At 72.9% G+C, this 26,525-nt stretch carries 31 protein-coding genes; 27 read left to right on the top strand and 4 right to left on the bottom strand.

Annotation, left to right across the window (positions count from 1 at the left end):
- Positions 1-176: 176 nt before the first annotated feature.
- A complete protein-coding gene (map, locus tag B5M43_RS09725; protein ID WP_134745173.1) occupies positions 177-950 on the bottom strand; it encodes a type I methionyl aminopeptidase in 774 nt (257 codons plus the stop codon).
- Positions 951-1,075: 125 nt separating this feature from the next.
- Between map and B5M43_RS09720 the strand changes: the two genes are divergently transcribed.
- The 14 genes from B5M43_RS09720 (at position 1,076) to B5M43_RS09655 (ending at position 11,990) form a co-directional block, all read left to right on the top strand.
- Positions 1,076-1,504, top strand: a complete 429-nt coding sequence (locus B5M43_RS09720; protein WP_055991167.1) for a hypothetical protein — start codon at positions 1,076-1,078, stop codon at positions 1,502-1,504.
- 197 nt (positions 1,505-1,701) lie between these two features.
- Positions 1,702-2,052: a 50S ribosomal protein L19 gene (gene rplS / locus B5M43_RS09715; RefSeq protein ID WP_055991170.1), complete on the top strand. Its 351-nt coding sequence runs from the start codon at positions 1,702-1,704 to the stop codon at positions 2,050-2,052.
- Positions 2,053-2,236: 184 nt separating this feature from the next.
- On the top strand, positions 2,237-3,028 hold the full coding sequence (gene lepB, locus B5M43_RS09710) for a signal peptidase I (protein WP_055991173.1): 792 nt from the start codon (positions 2,237-2,239) through the stop codon (positions 3,026-3,028).
- Complete coding sequence (locus tag B5M43_RS09705) at positions 3,028-3,699, top strand: ribonuclease HII (protein ID WP_134745172.1); 672 nt, start codon at positions 3,028-3,030, stop codon at positions 3,697-3,699. Before lepB ends, B5M43_RS09705 begins: the two co-directional genes overlap by 1 nt.
- A 79-nt stretch (positions 3,700-3,778) precedes the next feature.
- On the top strand, positions 3,779-4,105 hold the full coding sequence (locus tag B5M43_RS09700) for a DUF2469 domain-containing protein (RefSeq protein ID WP_134745171.1): 327 nt from the start codon (positions 3,779-3,781) through the stop codon (positions 4,103-4,105).
- Positions 4,106-4,199: 94 nt separating this feature from the next.
- Positions 4,200-4,562 carry a YraN family protein gene (locus B5M43_RS09695; protein ID WP_055991182.1) on the top strand — a complete coding sequence of 121 codons (363 nt, stop codon included), beginning with the start codon at positions 4,200-4,202 and terminating at the stop codon, positions 4,560-4,562.
- The gene (locus tag B5M43_RS09690; protein ID WP_134745170.1) at positions 4,559-6,082 is read left to right on the top strand and encodes a YifB family Mg chelatase-like AAA ATPase; all 1,524 of its coding nucleotides are present in this window, start codon (positions 4,559-4,561) and stop codon (positions 6,080-6,082) included. Before B5M43_RS09695 ends, B5M43_RS09690 begins: the two co-directional genes overlap by 4 nt.
- Positions 6,079-7,269, top strand: coding sequence for a DNA-processing protein DprA (gene dprA, locus B5M43_RS09685; protein WP_205829449.1), 1,191 nt, complete (start codon positions 6,079-6,081; stop codon positions 7,267-7,269). The genes B5M43_RS09690 and dprA overlap by 4 nt, the downstream gene beginning before the upstream one ends.
- A 129-nt stretch (positions 7,270-7,398) precedes the next feature.
- On the top strand, positions 7,399-7,731 hold the full coding sequence (locus B5M43_RS09680) for a hypothetical protein (protein WP_205829448.1): 333 nt from the start codon (positions 7,399-7,401) through the stop codon (positions 7,729-7,731).
- Positions 7,732-7,740: 9 nt separating this feature from the next.
- On the top strand, positions 7,741-8,304 hold the full coding sequence (locus tag B5M43_RS09675) for a glycosyl hydrolase family 18 protein (RefSeq protein ID WP_205829454.1): 564 nt from the start codon (positions 7,741-7,743) through the stop codon (positions 8,302-8,304).
- Positions 8,305-8,472: 168 nt separating this feature from the next.
- A complete protein-coding gene (locus B5M43_RS09670) occupies positions 8,473-9,516 on the top strand; it encodes a methionine ABC transporter ATP-binding protein (RefSeq protein ID WP_134745168.1) in 1,044 nt (347 codons plus the stop codon).
- On the top strand, positions 9,513-10,013 hold the full coding sequence (locus B5M43_RS09665) for a hypothetical protein (RefSeq protein WP_134745167.1): 501 nt from the start codon (positions 9,513-9,515) through the stop codon (positions 10,011-10,013). Before B5M43_RS09670 ends, B5M43_RS09665 begins: the two co-directional genes overlap by 4 nt.
- Positions 10,014-10,063: 50 nt before the next feature.
- Complete coding sequence (locus B5M43_RS09660) at positions 10,064-10,993, top strand: MetQ/NlpA family ABC transporter substrate-binding protein (RefSeq protein WP_134745166.1); 930 nt, start codon at positions 10,064-10,066, stop codon at positions 10,991-10,993.
- A 94-nt stretch (positions 10,994-11,087) separates the two neighbouring features.
- A complete protein-coding gene (locus tag B5M43_RS09655; RefSeq protein WP_134745165.1) occupies positions 11,088-11,990 on the top strand; it encodes a tyrosine recombinase XerC in 903 nt (300 codons plus the stop codon).
- 17 nt (positions 11,991-12,007) lie between these two features.
- On the opposite strand, the gene B5M43_RS09650 is transcribed toward B5M43_RS09655, so the two are convergent.
- Positions 12,008-12,541: a murein hydrolase activator EnvC gene (locus tag B5M43_RS09650; RefSeq protein WP_134745164.1), complete on the bottom strand. Its 534-nt coding sequence runs from the start codon at positions 12,539-12,541 to the stop codon at positions 12,008-12,010.
- Between the two features lie 361 nt (positions 12,542-12,902).
- Between B5M43_RS09650 and rpsB the strand changes: the two genes are divergently transcribed.
- The 9 genes from rpsB to B5M43_RS09605 all read left to right on the top strand — a co-directional run bounded on the left by rpsB (position 12,903) and on the right by B5M43_RS09605 (position 19,629).
- Positions 12,903-13,730 carry a 30S ribosomal protein S2 gene (rpsB, locus tag B5M43_RS09645; RefSeq protein WP_055991203.1) on the top strand — a complete coding sequence of 276 codons (828 nt, stop codon included), beginning with the start codon at positions 12,903-12,905 and terminating at the stop codon, positions 13,728-13,730.
- Positions 13,731-13,778: 48 nt separating this feature from the next.
- The gene (gene tsf / locus B5M43_RS09640; protein WP_055991206.1) at positions 13,779-14,606 is read left to right on the top strand and encodes a translation elongation factor Ts; all 828 of its coding nucleotides are present in this window, start codon (positions 13,779-13,781) and stop codon (positions 14,604-14,606) included.
- 120 nt (positions 14,607-14,726) lie between these two features.
- The gene (gene pyrH / locus B5M43_RS09635; protein WP_134745163.1) at positions 14,727-15,446 is read left to right on the top strand and encodes a UMP kinase; all 720 of its coding nucleotides are present in this window, start codon (positions 14,727-14,729) and stop codon (positions 15,444-15,446) included.
- A gap of 98 nt (positions 15,447-15,544) precedes the next feature.
- Positions 15,545-16,099, top strand: coding sequence for a ribosome recycling factor (gene frr / locus B5M43_RS09630; protein WP_055991495.1), 555 nt, complete (start codon positions 15,545-15,547; stop codon positions 16,097-16,099).
- 3 nt (positions 16,100-16,102) lie between these two features.
- Positions 16,103-17,122 carry a phosphatidate cytidylyltransferase gene (locus B5M43_RS09625; protein ID WP_055991211.1) on the top strand — a complete coding sequence of 340 codons (1,020 nt, stop codon included), beginning with the start codon at positions 16,103-16,105 and terminating at the stop codon, positions 17,120-17,122.
- Positions 17,119-17,670 carry a DivIVA domain-containing protein gene (locus B5M43_RS09620; protein ID WP_055991214.1) on the top strand — a complete coding sequence of 184 codons (552 nt, stop codon included), beginning with the start codon at positions 17,119-17,121 and terminating at the stop codon, positions 17,668-17,670. The genes B5M43_RS09625 and B5M43_RS09620 overlap by 4 nt, the downstream gene beginning before the upstream one ends.
- 92 nt (positions 17,671-17,762) lie before the next feature.
- Positions 17,763-18,608 (top strand): lytic transglycosylase domain-containing protein, encoded by an 846-nt coding sequence (locus B5M43_RS09615; protein WP_230667912.1) that lies wholly within the window; start codon positions 17,763-17,765, stop codon positions 18,606-18,608.
- A gap of 10 nt (positions 18,609-18,618) precedes the next feature.
- Positions 18,619-18,903: a hypothetical protein gene (locus tag B5M43_RS09610; protein WP_055991217.1), complete on the top strand. Its 285-nt coding sequence runs from the start codon at positions 18,619-18,621 to the stop codon at positions 18,901-18,903.
- Between the two features lie 18 nt (positions 18,904-18,921).
- On the top strand, positions 18,922-19,629 hold the full coding sequence (locus B5M43_RS09605; protein WP_055991220.1) for an alpha/beta hydrolase: 708 nt from the start codon (positions 18,922-18,924) through the stop codon (positions 19,627-19,629).
- Here B5M43_RS09605 and B5M43_RS09600 read toward each other — a convergent pair whose 3' ends face one another.
- Positions 19,630-20,679: an AI-2E family transporter gene (locus tag B5M43_RS09600; RefSeq protein ID WP_134745162.1), complete on the bottom strand. Its 1,050-nt coding sequence runs from the start codon at positions 20,677-20,679 to the stop codon at positions 19,630-19,632.
- Positions 20,680-20,912: 233 nt separating this feature from the next.
- Here B5M43_RS09600 and B5M43_RS09595 point away from each other — a divergent pair, with 233 nt between their 5' ends.
- The 4 genes from B5M43_RS09595 to mnmA all read left to right on the top strand — a co-directional run bounded on the left by B5M43_RS09595 (position 20,913) and on the right by mnmA (position 26,281).
- The gene (locus B5M43_RS09595) at positions 20,913-22,781 is read left to right on the top strand and encodes a glycosyl transferase (protein ID WP_134745161.1); all 1,869 of its coding nucleotides are present in this window, start codon (positions 20,913-20,915) and stop codon (positions 22,779-22,781) included.
- Positions 22,782-22,817: 36 nt separating this feature from the next.
- Positions 22,818-23,756 carry a tetratricopeptide repeat protein gene (locus tag B5M43_RS09590; protein ID WP_055991229.1) on the top strand — a complete coding sequence of 313 codons (939 nt, stop codon included), beginning with the start codon at positions 22,818-22,820 and terminating at the stop codon, positions 23,754-23,756.
- Between the two features lie 10 nt (positions 23,757-23,766).
- Positions 23,767-24,930 carry a cysteine desulfurase family protein gene (locus tag B5M43_RS09585; RefSeq protein ID WP_134745159.1) on the top strand — a complete coding sequence of 388 codons (1,164 nt, stop codon included), beginning with the start codon at positions 23,767-23,769 and terminating at the stop codon, positions 24,928-24,930.
- Positions 24,931-25,177: 247 nt separating this feature from the next.
- Positions 25,178-26,281 carry a tRNA 2-thiouridine(34) synthase MnmA gene (gene mnmA / locus B5M43_RS09580; protein WP_082543100.1) on the top strand — a complete coding sequence of 368 codons (1,104 nt, stop codon included), beginning with the start codon at positions 25,178-25,180 and terminating at the stop codon, positions 26,279-26,281.
- Here mnmA and B5M43_RS09575 read toward each other — a convergent pair.
- The coding region (locus tag B5M43_RS09575; protein ID WP_230667908.1) for an integrase core domain-containing protein at positions 26,278-26,525 on the bottom strand (248 nt) is incomplete at its 5' end. The two genes, mnmA and B5M43_RS09575, sit on opposite strands and share 4 nt — an antisense overlap.

The following is a 26,525-nucleotide window of genomic DNA, read 5'->3' as shown; positions in this document are numbered from 1 at the left end:
GCGGCGCGGCGTTCGATTACCCCGAGCGAACGATTCCCTCACGTCGGGGCGGCGCCGCGTGTGAGTTCCGCGCGGCGCGAGACGTCATCCCCGGCACGAGACCGCATCCCCGGCCCGAGACCGCATCGGTCCGCTGCGGTCTCGGGGCGGCGTTGCGGTCTCGGCGGGGCCGCGGTTCAGAGGCCGGTGCGGTCGGTGAGGACGATCGGGCCGTCCTCGGTGATCGCGATGGTGTGCTCCGAGTGCGCGCCGCGCGAGCCGTCCGCGCTGCGCAGCGTCCAGCCGTCCGGGTCGGTGATGAGCTCGTCGGTGGTCTGCAGGAACCACGGCTCGATCGCGATCACGAGGCCAGGCTTGAGGGGGAAGCCCCGGCCCGGGCGGCCGTCGTTGGGGACGTGCGGGTCGCCGTGCATGATGCGGCCGACGCCGTGTCCGCCGAAGTCCGTGTTGATGCTGAGGCCCTCGCCGCGGGCGACGGCGGCGATCGCGGCCGAGATGTCGCCGATCCGGTTGCCGACCGTGGCCGCGGCGATCGCGGCGTCGAGGGCGCGCTCGGTCGTGTCGATCAGCGCGAGGTCCTCGTCGCGCGGGGTGCCGACCACGAACGACACGGCCGAGTCGGCGACCCATCCGTCGACGGACGCCGCGAAGTCGAGCGTGACGAGGTCGCCGTCGCGCAGCGCGTAGTCGAAGGGGAGGCCGTGGAGCACGGCGTCGTTGATCGACGTGCAGATCACCTTGCCGAACGGGCTCGCGCCGAACGAGGGGTGGTAGTCGATGTAGCAGGACTCCGCGCCGGCCCTGCGGATCATGTCGTGCGCGCGCCGGTCGAGCGCGAGCAGGTTGGTGCCGACCTTGGTCTCCCCGCGCAGGGTCGCGAGCACCTCCGCGACGAACCGGCCCGCGGGCCGCATCTGCTCGATCTCGGCCGGGGTGCGCAGTTCGATCATCAGAGTCCTCTCACTCGCGTCCATTCTCCCTGATCCCGTCTGGACGGCCGGTGGCATCCTGTGTCTTCCTCATGGATCGGGATCCGACCCGCCCGTCGGCGGGGGAGCGCGCCTAGCATCGGGACATGGCCCTCCGTCGTCTGCTCTCCCGCTGGCTGTGGCCCGCGGCCGTCGTGCTGCCCGTCTGGCTGCTGATCGGCTGGGGCGTGTCGGGGGCGAACGGATGGGCCTTCCTGTGGGTGCTCTTCATCGCCGTGCCGTCGGTCCTGATCGGCCAGGTCGTGCTGATCCTGCTGAACCGCGCCCGCCCGTCCGTGCGGCGGACGGGTGCCGTGTCGTGGCTCGACGTGGCGGGCTTCGGGGTCTGGCACGCCCTGACGATCGCGGTCGGTCTGTTCGTGGAGGCCTGGTTCGGCCTCACGCTGGCGCTCGCGATCCTCGCCGCCGTCGGCCTCCTGTGGCTGCAGCTCTGGCAGCTGTGGCGCGAGGCGTCGCCGTCGCGGCTGCTCCGCACCCCCTCCACGTCGAACGTCATCGTCATCGACGAGCGCTGACGCGCCCGGGCCCGGCCGGCGGCGTGCGATCGGTTCTGATAAGATCGCTGTTTGTGCCGTGGCCGGTGCAGCTGTCGCTGTGCCCGCTTCGCCGCTCTGCCTCAGGGGAGCCGAGGGTCGTCCGACCTCACAGCACACGCAGACAACCACCATCTCAGACGCGGCCGACCTGTGGCGGCCGCAGGAAGTGATCCGATATGCACATCCTCGACACCGTCGACGCCGCCTCGCTGCGCACCGACATCCCCGAGTTCGGCCCCGGCGACACCGTCAAGGTCCACGTCAACATCGTCGAGGGCTCGCGCTCGCGCATCCAGGTCTTCCAGGGTGTCGTGATCGGCCGCCAGGGCGACGGCGTCCGCGAGACCTTCACGGTCCGCAAGATCAGCTTCCAGGTCGGCGTGGAGCGCACCTTCCCGGTGCACTCGCCGGTCATCGACCACATCGAGGTCGTGACCCGCGGTGACGTGCGCCGCGCCAAGCTGTACTACCTGCGCAACCTGCGCGGCAAGAAGGCGAAGATCAAGGAGAAGCGCGACAACGGCTGAGCCCGCGTCCCACTCCCATGGAACCCCGCGACCGATCGGTCGCGGGGTTCCGTGCATCCGGGGAGGGGCGGCGACGCGACGCGCGCGACGTGCGCGGATCGTCGGCGGGCCGACGGTCGCACGGGTCCGGATGTGCGAACCTGGAAGGAGCGCTCCGGACCGGGCGCGGCAGTCGAAGGAACCCATGAGCAGCGAGCCCCCCGCCTCCGCAGCGCCCCTGCACCGTCGCGACGCGCGGGAGGCCGCGGCGCACGCCCCGCGGCGGGGCCGCGGCTGGCTCGCCTTCCTGCGCGACGTGCTCGTGATCGTCCTGATCGCGGTGGTCGTGTCGTTCCTCGTGAAGACCTTCGTGGTGCGCTCGTTCTTCATCCCGTCAGCGTCGATGGAGGACACGCTCGTCATCAACGACCGGATCCTGGTCGACGAGCTGACGCCCGACTGGTCCGGATACGACCGGGGCGACGTCGTCGTGTTCGCCGACCCGGGCGGCTGGCTCGACCCGACGCCCGAGCCGCCGCGGTCGCCGTTCGAGACCGGCGTGGACTGGCTGCTCAGTCTCGTGGGCCTGTCCGCCTCCGACTCCGACGACCACCTGGTCAAGCGGATCATCGGTCTCCCCGGAGACCACGTCGTCTGCTGCAACGCGTTCGGCCAGATCACGGTCAACGACGTGCCGATCGACGAGATGGGCTACATCAAGCTGCCCGCCGGCGACACCGAGGCGTCCGAGGTCGAGTTCGACGTGACGGTGCCCGACGGATCGCTGTGGGTGCTGGGCGACAACCGCGACCGGTCGAAGGACTCGCGCTACAACACGGACCAGCCCGGCGAGGGATTCGTGCCGCTCGACAACGTGGTGGGCCGGGTGTTCCTGCGGACATGGCCGCTCGAGCGGTTCGGACCCATCGACGGACACCACGAGGTGTTCGCCGGCGTGCCAGGGGCCGCCGACGCGATCGAGGAGGCGTCGCGCTGATGGCCGTCGCCGTGCCCACCCTGTCGCTGGAGCGGCGCCTGCTGCGCGAGACGCCGCTGGTCTTCGCGTGCGACGAGGTGGGGCGCGGCGCGCTGGCGGGTCCGGTCGCGGTGGGCGCCTCGGTGATCGACGCCGCGTCCGCGCGGCGTCGCGTGCCCGAGGGGCTGCGCGACTCGAAGCTCGTGCCCGAGCCGAAGCGGGCCGCCGTGGCCGAGCGCGCCGCCGGATGGGTGCGCGCCAGCGCCGTCGGGTGGGCCGAGGCCGACGAGATCGACGAGGTCGGCATCATCCGCGCTCTCGGGCTCGCGGCCGTGCGGGCGCTGGCGGCGCTCGAGGAGCTGGGCTTCGCCCCGGCGACCGGCATCGTGCTGCTGGACGGCAACCACGACTACATCACCCCCGTGTCGCGCCCGGCCGGCGGGGCGGGGCTCACGGTGCGGCCCGTCATCAAGGCCGACCGCGACTGCGCATCGGCCTCGGCCGCGTCGGTCATCGCGAAGGTCGCCAGGGATGCCCGCATGGTGGCCCTGCACGACGAGCACCCGCACTACGACTGGTGCAGCAACAAGGGCTACGCCAGCCCCACGCACCGCGCCGCGATCCGCGAGCTCGGCCTGAGCGCGCACCACCGGCGCTCGTGGGCGATCGCGGACGCCCCGACGCTGTTCTGACCGGGCCCGGGCCCGCCTCGGCGGCGTGCGCTCCGGGCCGGTCCGGCGCGCTCCCGCGCGGCCATAGGATGGAGTCACCATGGATGACGAGGTCTTCGACGACTACGACCGCGAACTCGAGCTGGCGCTCTACCGCGAGTACCGCGACGTCGTCTCGCAGTTCCAGTACGTGATCGAGACGGAACGGCGCTTCTACCTCGCCAACGACGTCAGCGTCGTGCGTCACGACACCGAGCACGACTTCTACTTCGAGCTGACGATGACCGACGTCTGGGTGTGGGACATCTACCGCGCCGACCGCTTCGTGAAGTCGGTGCGCGTCCTGACGTTCAAGGACGTCAACATCGAGGAGCTCTCGCGGCGCGACTTCCAGCTGCCCGAGGAGCTCTCGCTCGACGGCAAGTAGCCGGCCCTCGTCCACAGGCCGCGTCCACGGCCGGATCTCCGCCTGAGCGGCCGCCGGCCGCTCGCGCCGCCGCGATCCCCGGCACGCTCGGGGCATGGCACGCAAGGACGAGCTGGGCCGGGCGGGCGAGGACCGCGCCGCCGCGTATCTGACGGAGCGCGGGTACGAGATCCTCGACCGCAACTGGCGCTGCCCCGCGGGCGAGATCGACATCGTCGCGGCCCGGCCCGGGCGCCTGGCGGTGGTCGAGGTGAAGACGCGCAGCGGGATCGCGTACGGGCATCCGTTCGCGGCGATCGACGATCGCAAGCTCGGCCGGCTCTGGCGGCTGGCGCTGGCGTGGGCCGCCGCCCATCCCGGACACGCGCGCCGCCGCCGGATCCGGGTGGACGGCATCGCGATCATCGGGCGCGACCCGCGCACGGCGACGCTCGAGCACCTCGAGGGGCTGCGGTGAGGGTCGCGCGCACGTGGGCCGTTGCCCTGACGGGTCTGCGCGGCGAGCTCGTGGAGGTCGAGGCCGACCTCACGGCGCAGACGCCCGAGTTCAAGCTCATCGGGCTGGCGGACAAGGCGCTCGGCGAGGCCGTCCGGCGCGTCACGAACGCGTGCGAGAACAGCGACATGCGGCTTCCCGACCGGCGCCTCACGGTGAACCTCTCGCCGGCCGGGCTGCCGAAGCAGGGAACGGGCTTCGACGTCGCGATCGCAGTCGCGGCGCTCGCGACGGACGGTCTCATGCCGCCCGAGTCCCTGGCGCGCACGGTGCACATCGGCGAGCTCGGCCTGGACGGGCGGCTGCGGCCGGTCCCCGGCGTGCTGCCGGCCGTGCACGCGGCCGCGCGGCGGGGCTTCGACCGGTTCGTCGTCCCGCACGCCAACCTCGCCGAGGCCGAGCTCGTGCCCGGCGTCGAGGTGCTGGGGGCCGTCAGCCTGGCGCAGGTGGCGCGCTGGCACGGCGCCGACGTCGAGGTGCCCGACGTCGAGCCCGTGCCGGGGGAGGCGCGGCGCCCGCGCGCCACCGAGCGCCTGGACCTGGCGGAGATCGTGGGGCAGCCCGCCGCGGTCGAGGCGCTGATCGTGGCCGCGGCGGGCGGGCATCACCTGCTCATGTCGGGGCCTCCCGGAGCGGGGAAGACCATGCTCGCGCGGCGCCTGCCGGGCATCCTGCCGCCGCTCGACGACGACGCCGCGCTCGAGGTCGCCTCGCTCCGGTCGCTGGCCGGAGAGCCCGTTTCGAAGCTGGACCGCACGCCGCCTTTCGAGGCGCCGCACCACTCCGCGTCGATCGCCGCGCTGATCGGCGGCGGCTCGCGCACGGCGCGACCCGGGGCGATCGCGCGCGCGAGCCGCGGCGTCCTGTTCGTCGACGAGGCCGCGGAGGCGCCCGGCGGGGTGCTCGACGCGCTGCGGCAGCCGCTCGAGCAGGGCCGGATCGAGATCCACCGCGCCGGATTCCGGGCGGAGTTTCCCGCGCGGTTCCAGCTCGTGCTGGCGACCAACCCCTGCCCGTGCGGCGAGTACGGCGTGCGGGGAGGCGCGTGCGCCTGCGCGCCCAGCGTGATCCGGCGCTACCTGTCCCGGCTGTCGGGGCCCCTGCTGGACCGGATGGACATCGACCTGCGGCTGCAGCGCGTCGCCTCGTCGCACCACGACGGCACCGCGCCGGTGAGCACCGCCGAGGCGCACGAGCGGGTCGCGGCGGCCCGGGAGCGCGCCGCGGCGCGGCTGCACGGCACGCCGTGGCGGGTCAACGCCGACGTGCCCGGCGCGTGGCTGCGGCAGGGGCCGCGTGCCATCGCCCCGGACGCGCGGCGCACGCTCGAGACGGCCCTGCAGCGCGGCGCCATCACGCTGCGCGGCTATGACCGCATCCTGCGCGTGGCATGGACCATCGCCGACCTCGCCGGGCGCGACCAGCCGTCGACGGCCGACGTCGGTCAGGCGCTGTTCCTGAAGAAGGGGGTGACCGGATGAGCGAGCCCGGCGTGCTGCGGGACGGCGGCCTGCGCGAGGCCGTCGGCCTGGTCCTGTCGACCGTGACGGATCCGGACGTGCGCGCGGCCCGCCTGGTGTGGAGCGCTCTGGCCGAGCCTGGGGACTCCGTGGCCGGGTCCCTCGTGGCCGCGCTGGGCGCGGTGGACGCGCTGCGGGCGGTCGAGCGCGCGGCGGCCGGCGGCCTCATGCCCGGCGTGCCGGGCGTCGAGCCGCGCGAGCTCGCCGTGCAGCTCGAGCGCTGGCGACCCCGCCTCGGCGCCCGGCTGCTCGCGGCGGTGGCGCACGATGCGGTCCGGGCGGGCCTGACGCTGCTCGCGCCGGAGGGCGCGGTCTGGCCCGAGCGGCTCGCGGACCTCGGCGCGCACGCCCCGGTGGCGCTGTGGGTGCGCGGCGACGCCGCGGCGCTCGGCGCGCTCGACCGCTCGGTGGCGCTCGTCGGGGCCCGCGCGTCCACGGCCTACGGCGAGCACGTCGCCGGGATGCTCGCGGGCGACCTGGCGGGGGAGGGGGTCGCCGTCGTCTCCGGCGGCGCGTACGGCATCGACGGCGTCGCGCACCGCGCGGCGCTGGGCGCCGGCGGCCTCACGGTCGCCTTCGTCGCGGGCGGCGCGGATCGGGTCTACCCGGCCGGGCACGCGCACCTGTTCGCGCGCATCGCCGAGCGGGGCGCGATCGTGGGGGAGGTCGCACCCGGCGGCACCCCGACCAAGTGGAGGTTCCTCCAGCGCAACAGGCTGATCGCCGCCGTGAGCGCCGCGACCGTCGTGGTCGAGGCGGGCCGGCGCAGCGGCTCGCTCAACACCGCCGGGCACGCCGCGGCGCTCGGGCGTCCGCTCGGCGCGGTGCCCGGCGCCGTCACGAGCGCGACGTCCGACGGCTGCCATCGGCTGCTGCGCGAGTTCGACGCCACCTGCGTCACGTGCGCGGCGGACGTGCGCGAGCTCCTCGGCGAATGGGGCCCCGGCGGGGCGGCGCCCGCCGACGACCGCCCGCGCCCCGAGGCCATCCGCGTCCTGGACGCGCTGGCCGCCCGCGCCTGGCGCGACCTGGCCGACGTCGCGCGTCGATCGGGAATGTCCTTCGCCGAGGTGCAGGCCGAGCTCGGCCTGCTGGAGCTCGACGGCCGGGTCGAGTCGTCGGCCGACGGATGGCGACTGTCGCGGTGACGTTTCGATCGATTCGCGGAGCAGCCCTTGACTAACCAGCTAAACCGGTCAAGTGAAGTCCGTGCGGGCAACGACGCCGGCCCGGAACAGGAGGAGCACCCGTGGGACGAGAAACTCTCGCGACGCGACATGATGCGGATCGCCGGCTCGGTCGCGGCAGGATCCGTCCTCGGAGCGGCGTCGATCGGCGCCGGATCCGCCGCGTTCGCCGCGCCGGGCGGCAACAAGCCCCGCCCCGTGAAGCTGGGCCCCGGCATGGTCTGCTACGTCGAGGTGAACAATCAGAGCATGCTCAACGTCGGGCGCTACAAGCTCGCCAAGAGCGGCGCGAACGCGTTCGACATCGGCATCGTCTTCGCCTCGAACATCAACAACGACGGCACCGGCAGGGCCGTGCTGCACCACAACGAGAACGTGACCCGCGTGCTGCAGAACGTCGACACCGAGGTCCGTCCGCTGTAGAAGCAGGGCATCAAGGTTCTGCTGTCGATCCTCGGCAACCACGGCGGCGTCGGCTTCGCGAACTTCCAGACCTACGAGGAGGCCGACGCCTTCGCGGCGCAGCTCGCCGACGCCGTGTACACGTACGAGCTGGATGGTATCGACTTCGACGACGAGTGGGCGCGATACGACCTCGGCCACCCGGTCAACGCGTGGTCGTTCCCGTACCTGGTCAAGGCGCTCCGCACGCGGATGCCCGACAAGATCATCTCGCTGTACTGGTACGGCCCGATCACCGAGACGCTCGAGTACGAGGACATCCGGGTGGGCGAGCTCATCGACTACAGCTGGAACGCGCTCTACGGCACGTGGATCGTGCCGGAGGTCCCCGGGCTCGGGAAGGACGCGCTCGCTCCGGCCGCCGTGAACCTGACGGCGACCGATCCCGGCACGGCGACGCTGCTCGCGACCCGCACGGTGGCCGAGGAGTACGGGCTTTACAACACCTACAACCTGACGTCCGCGGACGCGTCGGCGTACCTGACGCCGATCACGATCGCGATGAACGGCGAGCGCACGGTCTACACCGGCTGATCGTCCCCCTGACCGGCCGCCCGTCCCCATCCCGTCGGGGGCGGGCGGCCTCTTCATGCCGCGTCATCAGGGGGATGCGACCGATATATGTGACGCCGTCTTATGCTCCGCGTCGTCCGGTTACCGCGCGTCCGGCGGCGCCGCCCGCCCGCCCCTCATGTCATCCGCATGATCGAGCTGGACCACCTGACGAAGGACTACCCGGGACGCACCGGGCCGGTGCGCGTGCTCGACGACATCGACCTTGTCGTGCAGCCCGGCGAGATCCTCGCGGTCGTCGGTCCGAGCGGCGCGGGCAAGAGCACGCTCGCGCAGTGCGTGAACCTCCTGGAGCGCCCGACGTCGGGCAGCGTCCGCGTGAACGGCCGGGACCTGTCGCGCCTGAGCGAGCGCGAGCTGCGCGTCGCGCGCCGCGGCATCGGCACGATCTTCCAGTCGGATGGCCTGCAGTCGCGCCGCACCGCCGCCGAGAACGTCGGGCTGCCGCTGCGCTACCTCGGCGTGACCGACCGCGCCCGCAAGGCCCGCGTCGCCGAGCTGCTCGACCGCGTCGGGCTCGCCGACAGGGCCGACTACTACCCGCACCAGCTCTCGGGCGGGCAGCGCCAGCGCGTGGGCATCGCGCGCGCCCTCGCGCTGCGGCCCTCGGTGCTGCTCTCCGACGAGGCGACGTCGGGCCTCGACCCCGAGACGACGCGTTCCATCACGCGCCTGCTCAAGGAGCTCCGCGACGATCTGAACCTCTCCGTGCTCTTCATCACGCACGAGATGGACACCGTCGTCGACGTGGCCGACACGGTCGCGCGCATCGAGCGCGGCCGGATCGCCGAATACGGTCGGCTCGAGGACCTGCTCACCTCGCCGGAGTCCGAGGTCGGCGAGGCGCTGATCTCGATCGACCCCGACATCTCGACGCTGTTCGCCGACTCGGCCCACGGCGTCTGGCAGGTCTCGTACGGCGCCGCGGACGTGCGCCCCGACTGGCTCGCGCATGTGAGCGCCGAGTTCGGCGCCCACATCGGCATACTGCAGGCCGACGTGCGCGTGGTGCACGGCGCCCCCGTGGGCTGGGTGGTCATCCAGGCGGACGCCGACCGGGCGTGCGCGCTGGAGACGGCGCTGCGGCGGGAGGGCCTCGCGCCCAAGCGGCTCAACGCGGGAGCCTCGGATGCGGCCGCCGCGCGCGTCGAGCTCGAGGCGGTGGCGTCGTGAACGACACCTCGGAGTTCGAGCGCATCATCGCGCTGCTGCTGCCCGCGCTGGGTGAGACGCTCGCGATGGTCGCGATCGTCATGTTCCTCGTGGTCCTGCTCGGCACCCCGCTCGGCGTGCTCGTGTTCAACCTGTCGGAGGGCGGGCTGTTCCCGAACCGCCTGCTGCACGGCGTGCTGAGCTGGCTCATCAGCATCATGCGATCGCTGCCCTTCCTCGTGCTCATGGCGGCGCTGATCCCGTTCACGCGGCTGGTCGTCGGCACGAGCATCGGCATCCCGGCCGCCGTGGTGCCCATGACCCTCGCGGGAACGGCGTTCTTCAGCCGGATCGTCGAGAATGCGATCCGCGCCCAGCCGGTCATGCTCGCGACGATCATCGCGCTCGTGCTGTTCGTCGGAGCGATCCAGCTGGTCGGCGACCGGCTCGTCCGTCGCGCGACGCCGGAGCTGGCCCGCTCGGCCGGCCGGCCCCGCCTGCTGCAGCGCGCCCGCTGATCCCGCACCCCACCCCACCCGAATACCCCACCCGAAATCGGAGCATCCCCATGACCGACACCCCCACGCTCGTCAAGCCGAGCGCCGGCGCCCCAGACGGGCCCGATCTCGAGCTCGAGCTCAAGCGCCGCTCGAAGTGGCCCTGGATCGTCGGCGGAGTCGTCGCGGCCGCCGCGATCGCGGCCGTCCTGATCGTCCCGCGCCTCGGCGGCACGGCCACGGCGAACGAGACGCCCGCCGCCACGCTCTACATCACGACCGTCGAGGGTCAGCCCACCGAGACCGCGCTCATCGAGTTCGTGGCAGAGGAGGTCGCGCCCAAGTACGGCATCGAGGTGGCCTTCCGCGGCCTCGCCGACAGCACGACCCTGAACCGCGCCGTGAGCGAGGGCGAGGTCGCCGGCACGATCTACCAGCACAAGCTCTGGCTGGGCCAGGTGCTCGAGGCCAACCCGGACTTCCAGCTCGAGGCCGCGACCCCCGTGTTCCGCTGGGGCTTCGGCCTGTGGTCGGACAGGTGGGAGAGCGTCGACGAGCTCCCGCAGGGCGCGACCGTCTCGCTGTACTCCGACCCGGCCAACGAGGCGCAGGGGCTCTGGGTGCTGCAGGAGGCCGGCCTGATCGAGATCGACCCCGCGGTCGAGTACTACGAGGCCACGGTCGACGACATCGTGTCGAACCCGAAGGACCTGCAGTTCCGCCTGCTCGACTTCGCCGCCCAGTCGCGTGCGCTGCCCGACCTCGACGCCGCCGTCGGCTACACCGAGTACTACCTCTCGGCGCAGATCCCGATCGAGAAGCAGATCTTCGCGCCGACCCCGCCCGACGAGTGCGCTGGCCAGCTGACGATCGGCTCGAAGTGGAAGGACACCGAGAACATCCAGAAGCTCGTCGCCGCCTTCCAGGACCCGGCCGTCCAGGAGTGGCTCGCCACGAACGAGACGCCGCGCAACATCCTGCTGCCTCTCGCCGGCTACTGAGCCGGCGCATCGACCGCGGCCCGGGGGACATCCGTCTCCCGGGCCGCGGCGCGTCCGCCGGGTCGTGGGTCCACCCGCGCGCGAAGCTGGGAGCGTGCTGCTGACCCGGGCGATCGAGGCGTTCGCGGCGCACCTGTCGACAGTGCGCCGGCTCTCGCCCGCGACGGTGAGGGCGTATCGCAACGACCTGCGCGATCTGCAGGCGACGATCGGGGATCTCGAGCTGCGCGACGTCGACCTCGAGCACCTGCGCGAGTGGCTGTGGCAGGCGACCAAGCGCGGCGACGAGCGCTCCACCCTCGCCCGCCGGACCTCGTCGGCACGCGCGTTCTTCCGGTGGGCGCACGAGGAGGAGCTCGTGCCCGCGGACCCCAGCCTCCGGCTCGTCGCACCGAAACGGGGACGGACGCTGCCGCACGTCGCCGCGGCCGAGGCGCTGGGCGGCGTGCTCGACCGGCTGGGGCGGGCCGCCGCCGAGGGCGACCCGGTCGCGCTGCGCGACCACGCGCTCCTGGAGCTGCTCTACGGCGCGGGCATCCGCGTCTCGGAGCTGTGCGGGCTCGACGTCGACGACCTGGATCTCGACCGCGCCACGGCGCGCGTGCTCGGCAAAGGATCGAGGGAGCGCGTCGTGCCGTTCGGCGCGCCCGCCCAGCGGGCGCTCGACGCCTACCTGATCCGGGGGCGCCCCGCCCTGGCGGCCCGGGGCGCGGGAGCCGGTCCCGCCGTGTTCCTCGGCGTGCGCGGAGGCCGGATGGGGCCCCGCGCGGTGTACGACCTCGTCACGCGCGAGGTCGGGCCCGTCGTCGGCTCGAGCGCGGTCGGCCCGCACACGCTGCGCCACTCGGCCGCCACCCACCTGCTCGACGGCGGCGCCGACCTGCGCGCCGTGCAGGAGCTGCTCGGCCACGCCAGCCTCGGCACGACCCAGATCTACACGCACGTCTCGTCCGAGCGCCTCGCCGCCGCGTATCGACTGGCTCACCCACGTGCCTGAAGCTCGGGCCTGACACGTCAGCAGCAGGGCAGCAGCACGGCGCGGGGGACGCCGCCGAGCAGCAGCAGCGGATTGACGTACTCGCCGTGCAGGCGCACGCCGAGGTGCAGGGAGCCGGGTGCCGCGTGGCCGCCCGTGGCGACGCGACCCACGACCTGCCCGCGTGCCACCGCGTCGCCGGGGGAGAGGTCGGTCTCGACCGGCTCCAGCGTCGACACCAGCCCGCCGCCGTGATCGATCGTGAGCAGCGGGCGGTCGACCACCGTCCCCGAGAACGCCACGACGCCGGCCGCCGGCGCCAGCGCATCCGCTCCCACGGCCGACGCGACGTCGACGCCCCGGTGGCCGGGGCCGTACGCATGCGCGGGCGTGACGAACGGGGCGACGATCCGCACGCCGCCCGAGACCGGCCAGCGCCACGGCTCCGGCGTCTCGATGCGCGCCTCGGGACCCACGCCGCGCGAAGCGCCTCCCGCGGCCTCCGCCGCGCCGCCCACCAGGGCCAGCGCGAGCGCGAGCCCCGCGAGCAGACGCACCATCGGACGACGCATGATCCCAGCCTGTCGCCGACGGATGCGCGGCGGCGTCGAGGCCCGGCACCGCGCGGACAGCCGGGCCATCCGGAGCCCTGGGGACGAGCCTCGGCACGGCCGGTGAGCACGGGGCGCCGGCGCGCGGCGCGCGGGGGCGCGCCTGATACACTGAAGGTCGCATCCCGTGTGTCGGGATGACTCCGCGTGCCCAGAGCGGCGCCCGGTCTCCGGATCGGGCGACGCGGCATCCACCCCCATCGGTCCCTCTCACGAGGGCGGGAGTGCGCCGGGCACCAGGCTCGCCGGTCGACGCCGGCAGATCAACCGCAATGGCATGCGCCGGCTCGCCCGGACGTGCCCAGATACAAGGAGACAGACCATGGCTGTGGTCACCATCCGCCAGCTGCTCGACAGCGGCGTGCACTTCGGACACCAGACCCGTCGGTGGAACCCGAAGGTCAAGCGCTTCATCCTCACGGAGCGCAGCGGCATCCACATCATCGACCTCCAGCAGTCGCTGACGTACATCGACAAGGCGTACGACTTCGTCAAGGAGACCGTCGCCCGCGGCGGCACCGTGCTGTTCGTCGGCACGAAGAAGCAGGCCCAGGAGGTGCTCGCCGAGCAGGCGACCCGCGTCGGCCAGCCCTACGTCAACGAGCGCTGGCTCGGCGGTCTGCTGACCAACTTCCAGACCGTGTCGAAGCGCCTCGCGCGCATGAAGGAGCTCGAGGAGCTCGACTTCAACGACCCGGCCGGCACCGGCTTCACCAAGAAGGAGCTGCTGCTCAAGAAGCGCGAGCTGGACAAGCTCCACAAGTCGCTGGGCGGCATCCGCAACCTCACCAAGACCCCGTCGGCCCTGTGGGTCGTCGACGCCAAGCGCGAGCACCTCGCGATCGACGAGGCCAAGAAGCTGGGCATCCCGGTGATCGGCATCCTCGACACCAACGTCGACCCCGACGACCTGCAGTACCCGATCCCGGGCAACGACGACGCCATCCGCTCGGTCTCGCTGCTGACGCGCATCATCGCCGACGCCGCCGCCGAGGGCCTGCAGCAGAAGCACAACCCCGAGGGCGACGCCGAGCCGCTCGCCGAGTGGGAGCGCGAGCTGCTCGAGCAGCCGACCGAGGCGCCCGCCGAGGCCGCTGTCGAGGCGCCCGCCGAGGCCGAGACCCCGGCCGCCGAGTCCACCGAGAAGTAAGTCGTCCGGATCCGAACCGGATCCACCGAACCTGAGGAGCCAGAACCCATGGCCAACTTCACCATCGCCGACATCAAGGCGCTGCGCGAGCAGCTCGGCACGGGCATGGTCGACACCAAGAAGGCGCTCGAGGAGGCCGACGGCGACGTCGAGAAGGCCGTCGAGATCCTCCGTCTCAAGGGCGCGAAGGGCAACGCGAAGCGTGCCGACCGCTCGACGAGCGAGGGCCTGGTCGTCGCGCGTGAGCTGAACGGCAAGGTCACCCTGCTCGAGCTCGCGTGCGAGACCGACTTCGTGGCGAAGAACGAGCGCTTCATCGCGCTCGCCGACAAGGTCGTGGACGCCGCGGCCGCCGCCGGCGCCGACTCGGCCGAGGCCGCGCTGGCCGCCCCCGCGGGCGACCAGACGGTCGAGCAGCTGATCTCGGACGAGGCCGCCATCATCGGCGAGAAGGTCGAGCTGCGCCGCGTGCGCACGCTGTCCGGCGACGCCTTCCAGGTGTACCTGCACAAGACCAGCAAGGACCTGCCTCCGCAGGTCGGCGTGGTCGTGGCCTACACGGGCGGCGACGCCGAGACGGCTCGCGGCATCGCGCAGCACATCTCGTTCGCCAACCCGTCGTACCTGACGCGTGACGAGGTCCCCGAGGCCGAGGTCGAGAAGGAGCGCCAGCTCGTCACCGAGCTCACGCGCCAGGAGGGCAAGCCGGAGGCCGCCCTTCCGAAGATCGTCGAGGGCCGCCTCAACGCCTACTTCAAGCAGGTCGCCCTGCTCGACCAGGCGTACGCGAAGGACGACAAGCAGACCGTCAAGCAGGTGGCCGACGCCGCCGGCATCACGGTCACGGGCTTCGCCCGCTTCAAGGTCGGCGCGTAAGCAGCCGAGAAGGGGCCCGGATCCACGGATCCGGGCCCCTTTCCGCGCCCCGACGCGGGAGAACCCGGGGTGCTGCCGCCGTTACCGGTAGCGTGAGAAGGCGACGAAAGGGACACACACGTGATCGATGAGAAGACCGGGCGCCGCCGCGTCCTGCTGAAGCTCTCCGGCGAGGCTTTCGGCGGAGGCCAGCTGGGTGTGAACCCGGATGTCGTCAGCCAGATCGCGCGCGAGATCGCCGAGGCGACCGACACGGTCGAGATCGCGATCGTCGTCGGCGGCGGCAACTTCTTCCGCGGCGCCGAGCTGAGCCAGCGCGGCATGGACCGCGGTCGCGCCGACTACATGGGCATGCTGGGCACCGTCATGAACGCCCTCGCCCTGCAGGACTTCCTCGAGCAGGCCGGCGCCGCCACGCGCGTGCAGTCGGCCATCGCGATGACGCAGGTCGCGGAGCCGTACATCCCGCGCCGGGCGGCGCGCCACATGGAGAAGGGCCGCGTCGTGATCTTCGGCGCCGGCGCCGGCCTGCCGTACTTCTCGACCGACACGGTCGCGGCGCAGCGCGCGCTCGAGATCGGCGCCGACGAGGTGCTCGTCGCCAAGAACGGCGTGGACGGCGTCTACACCGCCGACCCTCGCACCGACCCGACCGCCACCAAGCTCGACACGGTCAGCTACTCGGACGCGCTCGTCCAGGGGCTCAAGGTCGTCGACTCGACCGCGTTCAGCCTCTGCATGGACAACCGGATGGACATGCGCGTGTTCGGCATGGAGCCCGCGGGCAACGTGACGCGCGCCCTGCGCGGCGAGAAGATCGGCACGCTCGTCACCGCCTGATGCCGCCCGGCGCGACCGCACCGCGCGGCCGCGCCGTCTCCGTCGGCGCCGCGCCGCGCCAACTAAAGTGGATGCAACACCTGATGAATGGAGTCACCGTGATCGCGGACGTCCTGGCAGAAGCCACCTCCCGCATGGACCGCGCCGTCGAGGCGGCGAAGGAGGACTTCGCGACGGTCCGCACGGGACGCGCGAACCCGCAGCTGTTCCAGAAGCTCCTCGTGGACTACTACGGCACGCCGACGCCGCTGCAGCAGCTGGCCGCGCTCGCCAACCCCGAGGCCCGCACCCTGATCGTCACGCCGTACGACAAGTCGGCGCTGAAGGCGATCGAGGAGGCCATCCGGAACATGCCGAACCTCGGGGCCAACCCGACCAACGACGGCAGCATCGTCCGCATCACGATGCCCGAGCTCACCTCGGAGCGCCGCAAGGAGTTCGTCAAGCTCGTGCGCAGCAAGGGCGAGGACGCCAAGGTGCGCATCCGCGGAATCCGCCGTCAGATCAAGGACGACCTCGACTCGCTGAAGGACGAGATCGGCGAGGACGACATCGCGCGCGGCGAGAAGGAGCTGGACGCCATCACGAAGGCGCACGTCGACAAGATCGACGAGGCCCTCAAGCACAAAGAGGCCGAGCTTCTCGAGGTCTGATCGATGACCGACGTTCCCGAAGGCAAGGGCGGCGCGCCGGATCCGGCGCACCCCCGGCCGTCGACCCCGCGCCCCGAGCACGGCACCGACTTCCACGCCAGCATCCGCGCCGCGCGCACGGAGTTCGAGCAGCACGTGGCGCAGGCCAAGCACGAGTTCGACGAGCGCAACGCGCGCATCAAGCAGCGCACGGGGCGCGACCTCATCCGCGCGACCGCGATCGGCGTCGGCATCGGCGTGATCACGGTGTCCTCGCTGATCTTCGTGAAGTGGACGTTCGTGCTGTTCGCGCTGGCCGCCGCGGTGCTGGGCGTGTTCGAGCTGACGCGCGCTCTGCAGGCGGGCGGACGAAGGATCGATCTCGTGCCGCAGCTCGCCGCGGCCGTGCTGCTCGTCGTGTCGGGCTTCCTCGGCGATCCGTGGCTGCACTGGTCGATGCTGTTCATCGCGATCGCGCTGGTCGTCGTGTGGCGCCTCCTGGCCCAGATGGCGGCCCAGGACGGCCGCGAGTACGTCGACGTGCTGCGGGACGCCGTGGCGAGCGGGTTCGTGACGGTCTACGTGCCGTTCCTCGCCAGCATGGCCGTCGTGCTGCTGCGCGAGGAGGGCGGCGAGTGGTGGGTGCTGGCGTTCATCATCATCGTGGTGATCGCCGACACGGGGGCCTACGCCGCGGGACTCGCGTTCGGGAAGCACCCGATGGCGCCGCGCATCAGCCCGAAGAAGACGTGGGAGGGCTTCGTGGGCGCCGTGGTCGCGTCGCTCGCCGCCGGCGCGCTGCTCGCGCAGTTCATGCTGGGCATCCCGTGGTGGGCGGGCCTGATCGCGGGCGCCGTTCTGGTCGCGACCGCGACGGTCGGCGACCTCGGCGAGTCCATGCTCAAGCGCGACCTCGGGATCAAGGACATGAGCTCGTGGCTCCCGGGACACGGGGGAGTGCTCGACCGCCTCGACAGCATCCTGCCGTCCGCCACGGCGGCGCTCGCGCTGCACCACCTCCTCGCCCCGCTGGCCGCCGCATGACCGGCGCGCCGCCGTTCCCCGCGGCCCGCGGACGTGAGAAGGGCTACGACCGCGCGGCGGTCGACGCGTTCCTCGCGGAGGCGCGCGCCGCCTTCGAAGCGGGCTCCGAGTCGGCGCTCGACGCACGCACCGTGCGTGAGACGGCGTTCCCCCTCCGGCGCGGCGGGTACGACGTGGGTGCCGTGGATGCGGCGCTGGCCCGCATCGAGGACGCGTTCGCGGCCCGCGAGCGGGAGCGGGCGATCGCCGAGAGCGGCCCGGAGGCATGGGTCGAGCGGGCTCGCGCCGAGGCCCAGGTCATCCTCGACCGGCTGACCCGGCCGCGCGGCGAGCGCTTCGACCGGGTGGGGCGCCTGGCCTACGGCTACGCCCCCGACGAGGTCGACGCGGTCGCCGAGCGGCTCACGCGGTTCTTCGAGTCGGGTGACCCGGTCACGGTGGAGCAGGTCCGCGCCGCGGCGTTCCGGCCCGTGCGCGGCGGCTACCGGGAGGAGCAGGTCGACGCCGTGCTCGACGCGGTCGTCGACGTGATGCTCGCGGTCCGCTGAGGCCGCATCCGGCCCCGCGGCCGGCATGGGCAGTTGCGCCCGTGACATCCCCGTGACATTCACAGCCCCCGCTGGGTTAGACTCGGGGAACTGTGACTTCTGCCCAGAACCGCCCCACGACGACGCTTTCCCGACGCGACGCCCGTGCGCTGGCCACCCGGAGGCCCGCGCCCGCACGCGTCTCGTCGCCCGCGCCCGCACGGCTGAGCCGTCGCCGCGGCGTCCTGAACGTGTTCGCGGGGGTCGCCGCCTTCGGCTTCCTCGCCGCGTATCTCGTCCCCACGACGGCGGCGCTGGCGGAGGGTGCGCCGGTCTCGGCCTACGAGACCGCGACCGCAGATGCCCAGGCCTACGTGGCGTCGGCCGACTTCGCTCCCGCGGGCAGCCTGCAGTACGGCACGTACGCCGTGGAGCTGGCCGCGGACGAGAGCGGCAAGCCGCACCCCAAGGCCACCCTCGAGGTGTGGCAGGAGTACGCCGCCTCGATCGGCGTGGACGTCCCCGAGGGGGCCACGCGCGACGAGATCCGCGAGCTGGTCGCCGAGAAGGAGGCCGCCGACGCGGCGGCAGAGGCGGAGGCCGAGGAGGCAGCCGCGTCCCAGGCGCAGCCCGCCGCCGCGAGCGCCGGCACGACCTGGCAGACGCCCTTCTACACGGGCGGCGGCGCGCCGGCGGACTGGATGGCCGCCGCGGGCATCGCCCAGAGCGACTGGGGCTACGTCGACTACATCGTGTCGCGCGAGAGCGGCTGGAACCCCAACGCCACGAACCCGTACTCGGGCGCCTGCGGCCTCGTCCAGGCCCTGCCGTGCAGCAAGGTGCCCGGCGGCGGCTACGACCCGGTCGCGAACCTGACGTGGGCGAACGGCTACGCCGTGGGCCGCTACGGCAGCTGGGCCAACGCGTACGCGTTCTGGACCGCCAACCACTGGTGGTAGGTCCTGCGCCATGCCCCGCTCGAACCGCCGTCGCCGGGATGACCGCGACGACGACTCGCTCGATCGCCTGATCGCCGGCTGGCGCCGCACGGAGACCCGCCGCGGTCGCGAGTACTCGGTGCAGCCCGTGAGCGGGGCGCGATCCGAGAAGACCTACACGTGCCCGGGATGCGGCGGGGAGATCGGCCTCGGCGTCGCACACCTCGTGGTGTGGCGCGAGGACGGCGTGCTCGGGCCGCAGGCCGACCTGGCCGCGCGCCGGCACTGGCACACGCACTGCTGGAAGACGGCCTGAGGCCGCGGAAGGACGAACATGGAGATCCGTGGAGCCGTGACGCTTCCCGCACGCCGCGAGGACATCGAACTGCGCACGAGCGACGGGCTGACGCTCGTGGGCGAGCTCTCGCTGCCCGCCGATCGCGATCCCGTCGCGACGCTGGTGACGCTGCACCCCCTGCCGACCCACGGCGGATTCATGGACTCGCACATCATCCGCAAGGCCGCGGCGCGGCTGCCCGCGCTGGCCGACCTGGCGGTGCTGCGCTTCAACACGCGCGGCACGACGTCGCCGCGCGGCACGAGCGAGGGGTCCTTCGGCGACGGCGTCGCGGAGGAGACCGACGTGGCCGCAGCCATGGCGTTCGTCGCGGAGCGCGGCCTGCCGGACCCGTGGCTCCTGGGCTGGTCCTTCGGCACCGAGCTCGCCCTCAAGTACGGACGCCGCCACGACGTCCGGGGCGCCATCCTGCTCTCGCCGCCGCTGCACCGCGCGACGGACGACGACCTGCGCGCGTGGCGGGACGACCCGCGTCGCCTGGTCGCGCTCATCCCCGAGTTCGACGACTACCTGCGCCCCGCCGAGGCGGCCGAGCGCTTCTCCCTCATCCCGCATCTCGAGCTGATCCCCGTCGAGGAGGGCAAGCACCTCTGGGTCGGGGAGAAGCAGACGTTCCGCGTGCTGAGCGAGATCGTCCGGGTCGTCAACCCCGCCGCGCTCCCCCTGCCGAGTGAGTGGCCCTGATCACCGCTCGTTCATGCGCGGGATGACCACCTGGCGGTAGATGATCAGGACGCTCGCCGCGACCGGGATCGCGATCAGGGCGCCCAGGAGGCCGAGCAGCGCGCCGCCCGCCAGGGCCGCGACGACGACCACGCCACCGGGCACCGAGACCGCGCGGCTCATGATGCGCGGCGACAGCACGTACGCCTCGATCTGCATGTAGATCAGGTAGTAGATGCCGGCGATCAGCGCCGTCGTGGGGGAGCCCAGGCCCGGCAGAAGGCAGGCCAGCGTGATGATCGTCGAGCCGGTGAGCGTGCCCACCAGCGGGATCATCGACCCGAGGAAGGCCACGACCGCGAGCACGGCCGGGAACGGCGCCTGGATGATGTTGAGGAACACGATGCTGAGCACGCCGTTGATCAGCGCGAGGCTGACCTGGCCCATGACGTAGTAGCCGACGGAGTCGGTGATCTGGTCGCCGAGGGAGATGAACGTCGGGCGCTTCGAGGCGGGGGCGAGCTGGTAGATCGCGCGCTTGAGCGACGGCGTCGAGGCTGTGAAGTAGATCGTGAGGATCAGCACGATGAACGCGCCGAACAGGCCGTTCACGACGCCGAACGTGAGGCCCACGACGCTCTCGCTGATCGTGTCGATGTTGCCGAGCAGCCAGTCGTTGACGTTCTGGAAGATGTCGTCGATCTGCAGGGACGGGAACAGGCCGAGCAGCCAGACGCGGAGATCCTCGAGCAGCGTGCCTCGGTTCACGATCTGGGTGATCTGCTGAACGAGCTGTCCCCCCTGCGCGACCAGCACGGGGAGGATGATCAGCGCGATCCCCGTGAACAGGCCCAGCACCGCCACGAGCGTGATCAGCACGGCCGCCCAGCGCGGCAGGCGCCTGCGCTCGAGCCACGACACGACCGGGTCCAGGCCGAGCGCGATGAACAGCGCCGTGCCGACGTACAGCAGGATCGTCGACAGCGACTGCACGCTCTGGAGGAGCAGGATTCCCAGTCCCACGCCGAGCGTGGCGACCAGGGCGACCCGGAACGGGTTGTGGATCTTCAAGCGTCCTCCTCGGGGCGTGTCCGTGAGGTCAGGATAGGGGGATGAGGGGACGTCGCCGTGCCGCGACCTGCTCCTGGGCGACACTCAGGACGGTTTCGCTAGTCTGATCTGATGTCCCGCCCGTACGGCAGGACACGAGCTCTGTCGCGTCGGGCGATCAGCCCGGTGCCGCGGACTCGTCGAGTGCCGAGACCCGCCGGCCCGAGCAGCGGGTCGTGTGAGGAGTCGGATTCGTGCGTTTCGTCTGGGCGGTCGTCGCCTTCGTGCTCGCAGCCGCGCTGATCGGCGCGGGGATCGCGCAGCGCACCGTGTTCCTGGGGCCCGACACCGCCACGGTGCGGATCGACACCCCGGAGGAGCAGCCGTACACCCTCATCGACGCCGAGGTGTTCCGCACCCATTCGGGCACGCAGACGCTCGAGGTCGCCGGGACGGAGCGGATCTACGCCGCGTACGGGCGCACGGCCGACATGGAGGCGTGGCTCTCCGACGCGCCGTACAACCACGTGACGCTGGATGACCAGGGCTCGGCCGTCACCGAGGTCGTCCAGCCCGACGGCGACGCGGAGTTCGAGGGCCGCAACCCCGAGGGCTCGGACCTGTGGCTCGAGGAGTACGTCGCGGAGGGCGAGCTCTCCACCCGCCTGCAGCTGCCCGACGGCGTGAGCGTGCTGATCGCGTCGGACGGCGCCGCTCCGGCCCCGGCGGACATCTCGATCGTGTGGCCGATCTCGAACGCGACGCCCTGGGCCGGACCGCTCATCGTCGCCGGCGGCCTGCTGCTGCTGCTCGGCGTGCTCCTGTGGATCCTGGGCATCCGTCACGTCCGGCGCTCGCGCGGCCCGCGCCGCAAGGGCCCCGTGCTCCCGCCGACCGAGCCCATCGCGGTCGGGGTGGGGCGTCGTCGCGCGGCCGTGGCACCCGCGGAGCCGCGCAAGGAGCTCACCGAGGGCGGCGACGACACCGCGCCCGATGCCGACGCCGCAGGCGACGGCGACTCCGGGCCCCGTGACGACAAGGGCGCGGAGGGCCGCGCGAACCGCCGCGCGCTCCTGTCGCTGCCGGTGCTCGGCCTCACGGCCGCGCTCGTGACCGGCTGCTCGCCCGACGTGTGGCCGCAGGTCACGCCGACCCCGACGCCGTCGCCCAGCGCCACGGTCGTGACGCCCGAGAACCAGCAGGCTCCCGCGCTCACGGACGTGCAGGCCGCGCGCATCGTCGAGGACATCGCGGCCACGGTCGCCGAGGCGGACGAGAACCGCGACCTCGACCTCGCCGGCACCCGCCTGGACGGCGTCGCGCTCGCGATGCGCGAGGTGAACTACCGCATCCGCGAGGACGTCGAGGACCACCCCGCTCCGGCGGCGATCGCGGGCGAGAAGGTCAGCATCATGCTGCCGCAGGCTTTCGACGAGTGGCCCCGCACGGCCATGCTGATCGTCGAGGGGGAGGACCCCGCGACCCCGCCGAACATCATGATGATCGCGCAGGCCGACCCGTGGTCGAACTACAAGGTCACGACGATCGCGAGCATGGAGGCCTCCGCGGAGGTCCCCGAGCTGCCGCCGTCGTGGCTCGGGTCGCCCGTCGTGCCGCCGGACTCGTCGTTCCTGTCGATCGCGCCGCAGGATCTCGCGGCGGCGTATGCCGACGTGCTGGGCCGCGGCGAGGAGAGCGAGTTCGCCTCGCTGTTCGACCTCGAGGCGGACACGTTCCGCGTCGCGGTCGAGGAGAAGCGCGCCCAGACGCTCGAGAGCTTCAACGAGACGGGCGCCGAGACGGGGTCGATCGAGTTCGGCCAGGAGCCCGGTGACAGCGATCCGGTCGCGCTGGCCACGCTCGGCAGCGGGGCGATCGTGGCCGTGACGGTCGACGAGATCGAGACGGTCAAGCCGACCGAGGACGACGCCGTCATCAAGCTCGAGGGCGACCGCGCCATCTCGACGCTGACGGGTGAGACGACCACGGGCACGGGCGTGCGCACGACGTACACCGACCAGCTCTTCTTCGCGGTTCCCGCACCGGGCTCGACCGAGAGGATTCGGCTGCTGGGCTACGCGTCGGGCCTGCGCGGTGCCGAGATCCTGGAGGAGGACGAGTGATCGCTCGTGCTCAGAGCAACCCTCGAGAGGTGACCGATGAGTGACGCCGCCGCATCGCCGCTGAGCGCCGCCGCCCTGCGCGGCGCCGTCGACCTGTCCGCACTGAAGAACCGGCCGGCCCCGGGCGCGCCCGGCGCCGGACAGCCGCCCGTGGGCGCCGCGGCCGGCGCGCCGTCGGTCGTCTTCGACGCCACCGAGCAGTCGTTCCAGGAAGTGCTCGAGCTCTCGCGCCGCGTCCCCGTGGTCGTGGCGCTGTGGTCGCCGCGCAGCGGCCCCGTCGACGCGGGGCTCGAGAACGCGGTGCGCGCGCAGGGCGGCCGTCTCGTGCTGGCCCGCGTGGACGTCGACGCCAATCCGCAGCTCCTTCAGGCGTTCCGCCCGCAGTCCATCCCGATGGCCGTGGCGATCGTCGCCGGCCAGCCCGTCCCGCTGTTCGCCGGCCCGGTGCCGGAGGATCAGCTCGCGCAGGTCTTCGCGCAGCTGCTCCAGCTCGCGGCGCAGAACGGCGTGACCGGCACGGTGCCGGTGGACGGCGCGGACGAGGCTCCGGCCGAGCCGCCCCTGCCGCCGCTGCACGCCGAGGCGTACGCCGCGATCGAGGTGGGCGACTACGACCGCGCGATCGCCGCGTACGAGAAGGCGCTCAAGGAGAATCCGCGCGACGAGGAGGCCCAGGCGGGCCTCGGCCAGGTGCGGCTGCTGTCGCGCGTGAAGGGCCTGGACCTGCAGGCCGCGCGCCAGGCCGCCGCGGCGGCGCCGACCGACGTGGAGGCCCAGCTGCGGGTCGCCGACCTCGACATCGCCGGTGGGCACGTGGACGACGCCTTCGACCGCCTGCTCGAGCTGTTCGCGGCGCTGCCGGCCGACGAGCGCGCTCCTGTGCGCGAGAGGCTCGTGGAGCTCTTCGGCGTGGTCGGCGCCGCCGACCCGCGCGTGGTCCGCGCGCGCGGACGGCTGACCTCGCTGCTGTTCTGACCCCGTCCGGATGACCGTCTACCTCGACCACGCCGCGACCACCCCGCTGCGCCCGGAGGCGCGCGACGCCTGGCTCGCGGCGGCCGAGACGGTCGGGAACGCCTCGTCCATCCACGGCGCGGGGCAGACCGCCCGCAGGCTGCTCGAGGACGCGCGCGACCGCCTGGCGGCCGCGCTGGACTGCCAGCCCATCGAGGTCGTGTTCACGTCGGGCGGCACCGAGTCGATCAACCTCGCGCTCAAGGGCCTGTGGTGGGCCCGCCCGGCGGGTCGGGACGCGATCGCGCTGCCCGACGGCGAGCACCACGCAACGCTCGACGCCGTCGCATGGCTGAGCGAGCACGAGGACGCCCGCGTGGTCCCCGTGCCGCTCGACGGCGCGGCGCGCATCCTGCCCGAGCGTTTCGCGGCGGCGCTCGACGACCGCACGGCGCTGGCCACCGCGCTCGTGGCCAGCAACGAGGCCGGCACGGTGAACGACGCCGCGGCCCTCGCGGAACGGGCCGCCGAGCGCGGCGTGCCGCTGCATCTCGACGCCGTCGCCGCCTTCGGGCATGTGCCGGTGACGTTCCGCGGCTGGCGCGGCGACGCGCGGGGCGCCGCGGGGCTCGTGGCCCTCAGCGTCTCGGGCCACAAGGTCGGCGCTCCGGTGGGGACAGGCGCCCTGGTCGTCTCCCGGGAGGCCTCCCTCACCGCCCTGCAGCACGGCGGCGGGCAGCAGCGTGCGCTGCGCGCGGGGACGCAGGACGTCGCGGGCGCCACGGCACTCGCGGTCGCGGCCGAGCTCGCCGGGCGCGAGCGCGAGGCCGAGGCCGCCCGGCTCGGCGCCCTGCGCGATGAGCTCATCGCGCGCGTGCGCCGCGACATCCCCGAGGCCGTGCTGCTCGGCGATCCGGTCGACCGGCTGCCGGGCAGCGTCCACCTGCACCTGCCTGGCGCGCCGGGGGAGTCGCTGCTCTACCTGCTCGACCGCGAGGGCATCGCCGTGTCGACGGGCTCGGCCTGCCAGGCCGGGGTGCCGGAGCCGTCGCACGTGGTGCTCGCGATGGGGCGCGACGAGCGCGCCGCCCGCGAGGTCCTCCGCATCACGCTCGGCCGGACGACCACCTCGGCCGACGTCGACGCGATCGCCGCGGCCCTGCCGGAGGCCTACCGGCGCGCCGCGCGCCGCTGAGCGGCCGCGTCGCGGTTCCGGATCCCGGATGGGCGGTGCCTGCCGTGCTGGTGGGGTCCCATCCGCCCCATCCGTCGCATCGGTCCGGCTTTCGGCACCGGGCGGCCGCTGACAGGCTGGGCTGGCCGTTTGCAGGCTCAGGAGCCTCACGGGGCGACGTGCGTCACATCCAGCCTGTGAGGGACCGCGTCCGGTGGTCGTAACGGAGCCCGGCCCCCGCCCAGCGACCGGTTCGTAGACTTGACGGATGCGGATCCTGGCGGCGATGAGCGGCGGCGTGGACTCCGCCGTCGCGGCCGCGCGGGCCGTCGAGGCGGGGCACGACGTGGTCGGCGTGCACCTCGCGCTGTCGCGCGCGGGCGGCACGCTGCGCACCGGCAGCCGCGGCTGCTGCACGATCGAGGACGCCATGGACGCCCGCCGCGTCGCCGACCGCCTGGGCATCCCGTTCTACGTGTGGGACTTCTCCGAGCGCTTCCGCGACGACGTGATCGACGACTTCGTGGCCGAGTACCAGGCCGGTCGCACGCCGAACCCCTGCATGCGCTGCAACGAGCGGATCAAGTTCGCCGCGCTGCTGGAGCGCGCGCTCGAGCTCGGCTTCGACGCCGTCTGCACGGGCCATTACGCGATCCTGCGCGAGGGCGAGCGCGGCCTCGAGCTGCACCGCTCGAGCGAGGAGGCCAAGGACCAGTCGTACGTGCTCGGCGTGCTCACGGCGGAGCAGCTCGCGCACACGTACTTCCCGCTCGGCGACACGCCCTCGAAGGCGCTCGTCCGCGCGGAGGCCGAGGCGCGCGGGCTCGCGGTCGCCGCCAAGCCCGACAGCTACGACATCTGCTTCATCCCCGACGGGGACACGCGCGGCTGGCTCGCCGAGAAGGTGGGCACGGCCCCGGGCGAGATCGTGGACCGCAGCGGCGCGGTCGTGGGGAGCCACGACGGCGCGCACGCCTTCACGGTCGGCCAGCGCAAGGGCCTGCGCCTGGGCGTTCCGGCGCCGGACGGCAAGCCGCGCTTCGTGCTCGAGGTCCGCCCCGTCTCCAACACCGTCGTGGTCGGCCCCAAGGAGGCGCTCGCGATCGGCGAGCTCGCCGGCAGCCGCTACACGTGGGCCGGGGCCGCCCCGGAGGACGCCGCGACGGCGTTCCCATGCGACGTGCAGGTCCGCGCCCACGCCGACCCGGTGCCCGCGACGGCCGTGGTGCGCGACGACGAGCTCGTCGTCACGCCGCAGGACCCGCTGCACGGCGTCGCCCCGGGCCAGACCGCGGTGCTCTACGACGGCACGCGCGTGATCGGCCAGTGCACGATCGACCGCACGGTGTCGGCCGCGCCCGTCCCGGCCTAGCTGTACTGCCCAGCCAGGTTGTTTGAGATCCGGCTGATGGGCGGGAGCTTCCCGATCGCGGTGTGGGGCCTGTGGTGATTGTAGAAGTGCAGCCAGGCCGGCAGGGCTGCTCGGCGGGCTGATTCGCTGTTGTAGTGCTTCACGTAGGCCCAACCGTCGGCCATGGTGCGATGGAATCGCTCGATCTTCCCGTTCGTCTGGGGGCGGTAAGGACGGGTCCGCTTGGGCGTGATGCCGAGCTCGG

The sequence above is a fragment of the Microbacterium sp. MEC084 genome (assembly GCF_004514465.2).
In the GTDB taxonomy this organism is placed as follows: Bacteria; Actinomycetota; Actinomycetes; order Actinomycetales; family Microbacteriaceae; genus Microbacterium.
Note: the sequence above shows the minus strand (reverse complement) of the source record. Positions and strands in the feature narration are given on the sequence as shown.

Bases quoted from the DNA above. Each gene is read 5' to 3' on its own strand.
- map (WP_134745173.1), bottom strand. From the start codon at position 950: ATGATCGAACTGCGCACCCCGGCCGAGATCGAGCAGATGCGGCCCGCG.
- B5M43_RS09720 (WP_055991167.1), top strand. From the start codon at position 1,076: ATGGCCCTCCGTCGTCTGCTCTCCCGCTGGCTGTGGCCCGCGGCCGTC.
- rplS (WP_055991170.1), top strand. From the start codon at position 1,702: ATGCACATCCTCGACACCGTCGACGCCGCCTCGCTGCGCACCGACATC.
- lepB (WP_055991173.1), top strand. From the start codon at position 2,237: ATGAGCAGCGAGCCCCCCGCCTCCGCAGCGCCCCTGCACCGTCGCGAC.
- B5M43_RS09705 (WP_134745172.1), top strand. From the start codon at position 3,028: ATGGCCGTCGCCGTGCCCACCCTGTCGCTGGAGCGGCGCCTGCTGCGC.
- B5M43_RS09700 (WP_134745171.1), top strand. From the start codon at position 3,779: ATGGATGACGAGGTCTTCGACGACTACGACCGCGAACTCGAGCTGGCG.
- B5M43_RS09695 (WP_055991182.1), top strand. From the start codon at position 4,200: ATGGCACGCAAGGACGAGCTGGGCCGGGCGGGCGAGGACCGCGCCGCC.
- dprA (WP_205829449.1), top strand. From the start codon at position 6,079: ATGAGCGAGCCCGGCGTGCTGCGGGACGGCGGCCTGCGCGAGGCCGTC.
- B5M43_RS09680 (WP_205829448.1), top strand. From the start codon at position 7,399: ATGATGCGGATCGCCGGCTCGGTCGCGGCAGGATCCGTCCTCGGAGCG.
- B5M43_RS09670 (WP_134745168.1), top strand. From the start codon at position 8,473: ATGATCGAGCTGGACCACCTGACGAAGGACTACCCGGGACGCACCGGG.
- B5M43_RS09660 (WP_134745166.1), top strand. From the start codon at position 10,064: ATGACCGACACCCCCACGCTCGTCAAGCCGAGCGCCGGCGCCCCAGAC.
- B5M43_RS09650 (WP_134745164.1), bottom strand. From the start codon at position 12,541: ATGCGTCGTCCGATGGTGCGTCTGCTCGCGGGGCTCGCGCTCGCGCTG.
- rpsB (WP_055991203.1), top strand. From the start codon at position 12,903: ATGGCTGTGGTCACCATCCGCCAGCTGCTCGACAGCGGCGTGCACTTC.
- tsf (WP_055991206.1), top strand. From the start codon at position 13,779: ATGGCCAACTTCACCATCGCCGACATCAAGGCGCTGCGCGAGCAGCTC.
- B5M43_RS09625 (WP_055991211.1), top strand. From the start codon at position 16,103: ATGACCGACGTTCCCGAAGGCAAGGGCGGCGCGCCGGATCCGGCGCAC.
- B5M43_RS09620 (WP_055991214.1), top strand. From the start codon at position 17,119: ATGACCGGCGCGCCGCCGTTCCCCGCGGCCCGCGGACGTGAGAAGGGC.
- B5M43_RS09610 (WP_055991217.1), top strand. From the start codon at position 18,619: ATGCCCCGCTCGAACCGCCGTCGCCGGGATGACCGCGACGACGACTCG.
- B5M43_RS09605 (WP_055991220.1), top strand. From the start codon at position 18,922: ATGGAGATCCGTGGAGCCGTGACGCTTCCCGCACGCCGCGAGGACATC.
- B5M43_RS09590 (WP_055991229.1), top strand. From the start codon at position 22,818: ATGAGTGACGCCGCCGCATCGCCGCTGAGCGCCGCCGCCCTGCGCGGC.
- B5M43_RS09585 (WP_134745159.1), top strand. From the start codon at position 23,767: ATGACCGTCTACCTCGACCACGCCGCGACCACCCCGCTGCGCCCGGAG.
- mnmA (WP_082543100.1), top strand. From the start codon at position 25,178: ATGCGGATCCTGGCGGCGATGAGCGGCGGCGTGGACTCCGCCGTCGCG.